6 protein-coding genes are annotated in these 6116 nt (G+C 54.4%); 2 read left to right on the top strand and 4 right to left on the bottom strand.

Annotated features, from left to right (window positions below; translation table 11 throughout):
• A partial coding sequence (locus tag TH30_RS20940; protein WP_181850422.1) for a multicopper oxidase domain-containing protein occupies positions 1 to 884 on the top strand: 884 nt, incomplete at its 5' end.
• A 6-nt stretch (positions 885 to 890) separates the two neighbouring features.
• Positions 891 to 1613: a copper resistance protein B gene (locus TH30_RS20935; RefSeq protein ID WP_114100035.1), complete on the top strand. Its 723-nt coding sequence runs from the start codon at positions 891 to 893 to the stop codon at positions 1611 to 1613.
• A 62-nt stretch (positions 1614 to 1675) separates the two neighbouring features.
• Here TH30_RS20935 and TH30_RS20930 read toward each other — a convergent pair whose 3' ends face one another.
• From TH30_RS20930 to TH30_RS20915, 4 genes are all read right to left on the bottom strand, one after another.
• Complete coding sequence (locus tag TH30_RS20930) at positions 1676 to 2503, bottom strand: DODA-type extradiol aromatic ring-opening family dioxygenase (RefSeq protein ID WP_114100034.1); 828 nt, start codon at positions 2501 to 2503, stop codon at positions 1676 to 1678.
• A 324-nt stretch (positions 2504 to 2827) separates the two neighbouring features.
• Complete coding sequence (locus TH30_RS20925; RefSeq protein WP_181850421.1) at positions 2828 to 4516, bottom strand: autotransporter outer membrane beta-barrel domain-containing protein; 1689 nt, start codon at positions 4514 to 4516, stop codon at positions 2828 to 2830.
• 372 nt (positions 4517 to 4888) lie between these two features.
• Positions 4889 to 5482 (bottom strand): isochorismatase family protein, encoded by a 594-nt coding sequence (locus tag TH30_RS20920; protein WP_114100032.1) that lies wholly within the window; start codon positions 5480 to 5482, stop codon positions 4889 to 4891.
• A 4-nt stretch (positions 5483 to 5486) separates the two neighbouring features.
• Positions 5487 to 6101, bottom strand: coding sequence for a hypothetical protein (locus TH30_RS20915; RefSeq protein ID WP_114100031.1), 615 nt, complete (start codon positions 6099 to 6101; stop codon positions 5487 to 5489).
• Positions 6102 to 6116: the final 15 nt, after the last annotated feature.

Raw genomic sequence — 6116 nt, 5'->3', positions numbered from 1 at the left:
ACGGCAACAATGTTCAACCGGTCAAGGTTGACGAGTTCCGTATTTCGGTTGCCGAAACCTATGACGTGATTGTTCAGCCCAAGGAAGAAAAGGCCTATCCGATCATGGCCGAGTCCATGGGGCGGTCGGGATTTGCCTTTGCCACGCTGGCCCCGCGGGAAGGCATGCGCGCCGAAATGCCGGAACTCAGAACCGAGGCACCGCTTCTGACCATGGCTGATATGGGCATGAGCCACGGTGACATGGCCGGAATGGATCATGGTGCAATGGCGACGGCGGCAACGGAGGAAATGGATAGCAACGCACAGGATACCATGCCGGGGATGGACCATTCGAACATGGCCGGAATGGATCATTCGATGATGGGTATGGCTGACAAGGCTGACCCGTTTTATGCGGCGGGCAGTGGCCTGATCCCCGAAGCGGCGAATGGCGGAAAGTTCCTGTCATACGCAGATCTGAAAGCACAGAAGCCGCTTTATGCCGAACGTCCGGCCACCCGCGAGATCGAATTGCGCCTGACCGGGAATATGGAACGCTATAGCTGGTCGATCAATGGCGTGAAATACGAGGATGCCGAACCGATCCGCCTGAAATACGGTGAACGGGTACGGTTCAAGTTCGTCAATGAAACCATGATGACCCATCCGATGCATCTGCATGGCATGTGGTCGATCCTTGATACCGGGCAGGGCAAGTGGAACCCGGTCAAACACACGATCAGCATCAATCCCGGCACCACGGTCTATTCGGAAACCGAAGTCGATGAGCCCGGTGAATGGGCATTCCATTGCCATCTGAGCTATCACATGGCGACCGGGATGTTCCGCAAGGTCATTGTCGAAGGCGGACCAACGGTCGCCAAACTTGAGAACGGGAATTGATCCATCATGAAAAGATTTGATCTGATGATTGGCGGCGGTGTCGCACTGGCGCTGGGTTCGTTTTCGAGTGCCGGTATGGCGATGGACGCCCGGATTTATTACGGGTTTCAGGCCGAACAGTTTGAATACCGCGTCGGTGACGAAAGCGAAAAACGCCTTGTTTGGGATACGGACGCCTTTGTCGGCACGGACGAACTGAAACTGCGCTGGCAGGGAGAGGGCGAACGTGACCTTGATGCGGATAACTACGAGAAGCTGGAAAACCGGTTTGTCCTGCAAACCCCGATCAGTGACTTTTTCGATGCCAAGGGCGGGGTTCGGATTGACACCCCCGAGGGCGCGGATCGCTGGTACGGGACCGTTGGTGTCGTCGGGCTTGCGCCGCAATGGTTTGAAGTCGATGCCGATCTTTTCGTCAGCGAGACCGGTGATGGTTCTGCGCGGCTTGATGTCGAGTATGAAGGGCTTCTGACCAACCGGTTGATCCTGACGCCATCGTTCGAAATCAATGCGGCGTTCTCGGAAGATCGTGAAATCGAAGTCGGCAAGGGTATTTCAAGTGCCGAGTTCGGCTTGCGACTGAGCTACGATCTGATTGATCGTGCGGTTGTGCCCTATGTGGGGGTTGCCTATGAACGGAAGTTCGGGGATACCGCCGATTTCGCCAAACATGACGGCGAGGATTACGAGGCCACCTATGTGGTCACGGGCATTCGCATGATGTTCTAGACAAAAGGCCGGGAGATGAGTTCTTCCGGCCTTTTTGATTCTGTTGAATTTACGCCAGCGGGTTAGGCCGCGATCCTGGCTTCGCCCTGATCATAAAAACGCAATGCGGTCATGGCGAGATTGCCGAACTCGTAACTGTCATGCAGAAGATCGGGTTCGAAGTCATCGGATGCGGCACCCAGCGCTACATAAAGCGGCATCAGGTGATCATCCTCGGGATGGGCCATGACGGCATGCGGTGCGAGGCTGCGATAATTGAGAAGGGCGTCGATATCGCGAGCCCTGACCCGATCAATCATCCAGTTGGTGAATTCAACCGCCCAGGGATCAATCGCACCTTCGTTCCGATCAAGGACGCGAAGGTTATGGGTCATGGCACCACTTGCGACGACAAGAACACCAAGGTCACGCAACCCGCGCAGTTTCTGCCCCAGCTCGTAATGCTCCTTGGGGCCGCCATGGCCGAGCATGGAAAGCTGAAATACCGGGATATCGGCATCGGGGCGGGCAAGGATCATTGGCATCCATGCACCGTGATCAAGGCCGCGGGTACGATCCGTCGCGAGGCCGATCTGATCGGCGATTTGCTGTGCCAGTGCCGGGGCGCCGGCAACGTCGTAATGCAACTGATAAAGCGGTTGCGGGAAACCGTAAAAGTCATGAATGGTTTCCTGACGGGCGGAGGTCGAGATGGTCGGTTCAGCTGTTTGCCAGTGTGCCGAAACCATCAGGATGGCACGGACCCCGTCTGTCTGAGGGCCAAGCTGGCCAACAAAGAAATCAAAGGCGGGCGTGCTTTGACGGGCAACCAGCATCGGCGAGCCGTGAGAGATAAATATCGGCGCAAGGCTTTTGGCAGTGCTTCCGGAATTATGTGACATCTCGGTCATGAAACTACCTCGATCATGAAATCATCTGAGGTGAATATGCGCTCTGGTCGAACGGTTGACTAGTCACGTTTGGTCAACAGTGTGTTGATATTGACTTGTTTTGTTGGTCAACCGGAAACATTGCCAGGGCGTAAATGACGGCTTTGCTGTCCGTCAGATGGCAATATTCCAATGCAAGAGTAGCGGCATGGAGATCAGACACATGTCAGCCTGTACCGGGAATGTTCGGCCCCGCGGATGGTGGTCCATCAGGGTATGGATCACCAGACCGGTAAAGATCAGAAGTCTGATGCCGGTGATCTATCCTATTCCCGGAGACTGCGATCAGAAAGGCACTGACATGGTAACTTCAACCGCACTGGTATCACTGTTGTCATCGTCATTGGCCACCGACATCATGTGGCTGAATGCGAGTTCACTGGTCAGGCGTCCGGCATCAAAGCCAAGGCCGGTACGGACGCGCTGATTGTCATATTCATTGAGCTTGCTGGTAAAGAACGGTGTGACAATCCCGATTTGGCGTCCATCCTGATCGAGCAGGGCAAAGCCATAGGTCACCGTGCCCCCGATGGTGTACTCGGTGTAATCAGCGCGCCCGGCAAGATAGTCGCCTTCAAGGGCGGCATTGAGCCCCGTATTGCGGTCAGACAGTCGCACACCGCCACCAATATTGAACGCGGTTTTGTCATTGTTGATTTCATCGGTGAAATCATAGATCAGGCCGGTTTCAAGGAAGGGCGTTATGGTCAGGCTTTGAGTGGGCGCGAAATCATAGGCGGCCTCTATCGCCGGTTTGATCTGCCGGGTGTTCGACCGGGTGGTGGCATTGTTTGTGCCGTCACTTTCGGTATAGCCATCGACGGTTTTACGGGCGGCCATAAAGGCCAGGGAAGGGGTCAGGGACACCGGTAGGGTGTCATATGGCTGAACCCGGTAGGATGTGGTCATCGCGGCATACCACATGTCTGAGTCTGTATTTCCCGACACCGTATTGTTGTCGCGGGTGACATCAATATCACCCATGCCATATCCGGCCTCGGCGACGATGTTGAGATTGGCCATCGGGCGATAAATAACATAGGGCGATGCGACCCAGCCGGTTTCCTGATAGCTGCCACTGTTAAAGGCGGTGGTCAGGTCGGTATCGTTATAGCCCAGCGACAGGCCCGCAATCAGCGCATCGGCGAATTTGTAATCGAGCCCGACATTATAGCCCCAGACATCGCCGTCATAGCGGTTGTCCGTACCGCCATTGACATAGTCACTATCAACCGAGGTAAAGGAGCCATGCCCCCACACGGTAAAGGGCGTGGTGGTGGCAAAGGCCGCACGGCCATCAATGCCGCTGGCGCCGCCCACATCGCCTTGATCGGTCGGGCCAAGGCCCAGCATTTGCATGCCCTGACCGGTGGAACTGTCAAAACTGCCCATCATCGCCATGCGACGCAGCGCATCATTGCGGTCGGTGATGCTGTTGCCGTTGTTGTTGCGATCATCATGACCAGCGGTGGTGTCGATCAGGCTGGCGCGATGGGGGCCGGTTTCGCGCACAGAGGTGGTAAGGCCCGCCACATTGTCCGTATTGGAAGTGTTGGCTGTACTGATTACCGATGAGACGCGCGATGCGATATTTTGTTGAACAACCGTGGTTTGGGATCGCGAGACAGCACCGATAACAGCGGATGACGTGCTTGCGGAGGATTTTATTTTTTCAGCCTCCTCTTCTTCCGCGACCGGTTCTGTTCCGGCAACGCAGCTTACCGTTATGTTGTACTCCGCACCGGGGCCAGACATGAAAAGCCTGCCGTTTGTTGTATCGCCCGGAATCTGAATGGTGAGGGTGACTGTTTCGCCGAGGCTAATGCTGCCCGCCGTGGCGGCGCGGGAATTGGCGGCGTTTACATTATCCGTATAGGTATAGGTATAGTTAACTGGCGATGCACCGCCTGCGTCGTTGTGTTTGAAGGTGACCTTGGCCACCTCCCAAGCGCCAAACGCTTGGTTGCTGGCCACTACGCCGTTGCTGGTGGTTGAAGTGTTCCAAACAGTACACCCCGTGCTCAGGGCGAAAGCGCTGTTGGCAAAGGGCAGGGATAGTCCGGTCAGGGCCAGCGCATAAAGCCCTTTTTTAAAGAAAGACTTGCAAGCGGTGAGGGGCGAACGATCAGATCGTCCCGGTTTGAAGGTGATTCTGTTCTTATGCATTGTTCGCCATGCCCATGTCCTTTTTGATCGGTGCCGACGGATCGGTCCCGTTGCAAGAGCTTTAGGGGTGGTGCATGGGAAGGGCTATTCTTAAAGGGAGGATGATGTCGATTTTTGACACTAAGTGGATAGATATTGCGCAAATGTGGATAGGAGGGCCGGTTTGTGGGCCGCATATCGTTATGCGGACAGGTTGGCAATCACATCGGTGCTTTGGGTCAGGCTGCAATATTCCGAAGCCAGCACGGCGGCATAAAGATCAAACACGGTTTGGGCATCGAACCGTTTGCCGTTGGCATCCGTGACATCAATCGCGGTGGTGGCATCGAGCGGCAGCCAGTTTTCAAAGCCCAGACAATGGGCCATACGGATGGTGACATCCATCGAGTTATGAATGACCACACCGGTAAAGATCAGGCGCTTGATGCCGCGGTCACGCAGGTACTGTTCAAGGGGCGTTCCGACAAAGGCGCAGTTTTGCTGTTTGGCGATGATGGTTTCACCGTCAAGCGGTGTGACTTCATCCTTGAACGGTTGTCCGGGACCGTTGACATAAAAGCTTGAGGCCGGATTGGCTTCTTCGTGGCGGATATGAATGATCGGAAGCTTTGCCGCCCGAAAGGCCGCCAGCAGTTTGGCAATCACATCGGCATAACCGGGATTGTTTTTGGCATTCCAGCACGGATTATCCATCGCCTTTTGCACATCAAGAACGATCAGGGCGGTGTCGTGGTAGAGGGCGTTCTCTGTTGAAGTGAGTTTGGGCTGTTCCATAGAATCACTTCGTTCTTAATATAGGGAAGCAAATTGCTTCGAGTTGACTAACCGCGAGGTTTACTTCTCTTTTAACTTCGTCGGGCTGATCAGGGGTACTCATATCCCAAATAATCGACTCATAATGCTGCCTCAGGTCTTGGGGTAGTTCTTCGCCTTCCCGTTGATTGATCAACGCCGCTACTGCGCTATTGATGCGGTTTCTGGTTGTAAACAGCACCTGCAATGGCTCTTGCGCTCTCTCACCGAAGTATGCACGAAAGACGGGTCTAATGGCATGTAGTTTGGAAAACTGTTGTGAGTCTGCCTTTAGGCGAGCAATGCGAGAGTAGTAGGCATCGTTCAAGCGTTGTCGATTAATCGGCTCGTCTTCTCGGTTCGGTCTTTCGTTGCCTTCATCGCCCCAGCTGGCAGGATGACGAACCCATTCAATTACAGACTGAAGCTCATAGGTGGCTGCTAGAACCTCTTCTGCTAGCTGTAATTTCCTCTTACCGACGTGTTCTTTTCGCCAGGAATTAATTCCAAGGAATGCTGGTATTGCTACTGCAGAAACCGCTAATGATTGGATTATCGATGAAATATCTTCAACACTGAGAAGCCAACCGCACTCTGTCACGAAAATCCACCTCGG

The organism is Thalassospira profundimaris (genome assembly GCF_003326795.1).
Taxonomy (GTDB): domain Bacteria; phylum Pseudomonadota; class Alphaproteobacteria; order Rhodospirillales; family Thalassospiraceae; genus Thalassospira; species Thalassospira profundimaris_C.
This window is presented reverse-complemented; position numbering and strand designations above follow the sequence as displayed.

What these genes read in the sequence shown, in the direction of transcription:
- TH30_RS20920 (WP_114100032.1), bottom strand. Translation starts at nt 5,482, where the DNA reads ATGGAACAGCCCAAACTCACTTCAACAGAGAACGCCCTCTACCACGAC.
- TH30_RS20930 (WP_114100034.1), bottom strand. Translation starts at nt 2,503, where the DNA reads ATGACCGAGATGTCACATAATTCCGGAAGCACTGCCAAAAGCCTTGCG.
- TH30_RS20935 (WP_114100035.1), top strand. Translation starts at nt 891, where the DNA reads ATGAAAAGATTTGATCTGATGATTGGCGGCGGTGTCGCACTGGCGCTG.